This is a genomic window from Halogranum amylolyticum (genome assembly GCF_900110465.1).
GTDB classification, from domain to species: domain Archaea; phylum Halobacteriota; class Halobacteria; order Halobacteriales; family Haloferacaceae; genus Halogranum; species Halogranum amylolyticum.
Map to the genome: position 1 here is coordinate 1 of NZ_FODV01000060.1, position 1,121 is coordinate 1,121.

Below are 1,121 nucleotides of genomic sequence, written 5' to 3' on the forward strand. Positions count from 1 at the left end.
CGAATTCTACGACAGCAAGTGTTTGACGCTGCTTCAGGCGCACAACCACGCCTACGTCATGCCGGTCGTCCGCTGGGGACAGACGATCAAGCAAGTGCTCTGTTGAATAGATGCTAAGTCACGGTTACAGCGGCTCACACAGTGGTTCTATGTTGATGATAGCGAACATCAAGACAATTTCACGGAACTGCCGATACCAGCCGAGCGCTCGCACGGCGTCGCCGAGCGAGCGCTTGGCTGTCGAGTACGACGTTTCGGCCATCCAGCGCTGTGAGTAGCCCTTTGACCGGTTGAGCACGTTGTTCAGAGCTGCTTTCGGTGACGAACCACGATAGTGAACGAGATACTCAACGTCGTATGCGGCGATTTCGTACTCGGTATGCCAGTCTTGGAAGCCGTTGTCGGCGGCGACGGACTGCAGGTCGTCCGCGTTTCGGCGGACGACCTGCGGTCCGGTTTTCGTATCGTGCTTCCACCGTGCTGTGATGTGCACGTCAAGAACCGCAAGCGATTCCACATCAGTTAATGTCGTCACTTTCAGCGTCTGTACCGTGCTTCCCGACCGCTGGCGGAAGTACGACGACGCACGGCGACGGTCGAAGAACGTGCTGTCGAGAGCGACGTGGCCAGACTGCGGGTGCTGCTGCGCGGAAACGCGCAGCAGCGCCCGCCACACCCACATTTTCAGCCGGTCGAACGATTTGTAGATCGTGCTGTAGTCCGGCAGATCGTCCTGATCTAAGCCGAGTGCTTCACGAATCTCGGCCATATACTTCAGCCGATTCGGCGTTTCACGGTAGCTGTGGCCTTCTTCGAGCCGCAAACAGTGTAAAACGAGATGGACCCAGCGGGCGAACCCGCCGCTGGCGGGCTCGCCCGCGTGCTTTCCCAACGCTTGTTTAGCTAGGTGACGACACTGCTCAACGAAGTCGAGGAGGTCGACTTCCATAGGCAAGAATCGAGTTCCTCGGCTTCATCGTTCTAAACCCGTGATATCGGTTGATTAGGTCGCTATTCAACAGAGCACAAGCAAGAACTCTCGGAAGGCTGGAGTCGCGTGATTCAGCACGACATGACGGCGAAACTCGACGGTCACAGCTGGACCGTCGAGTTTCCCGTCT

General features: G+C 57.3%; 1 protein-coding gene. It reads right to left on the reverse strand.

Annotation, left to right across the window (positions count from 1 at the left end):
* Positions 1–124 precede the first annotated feature (124 nt).
* Positions 125–949 carry an IS5 family transposase gene (locus tag BSG17_RS25810; protein WP_089828195.1) on the reverse strand — a complete coding sequence of 275 codons (825 nt, stop codon included), beginning with the start codon at positions 947–949 and terminating at the stop codon, positions 125–127.
* Positions 950–1,121 lie beyond the last annotated feature (172 nt).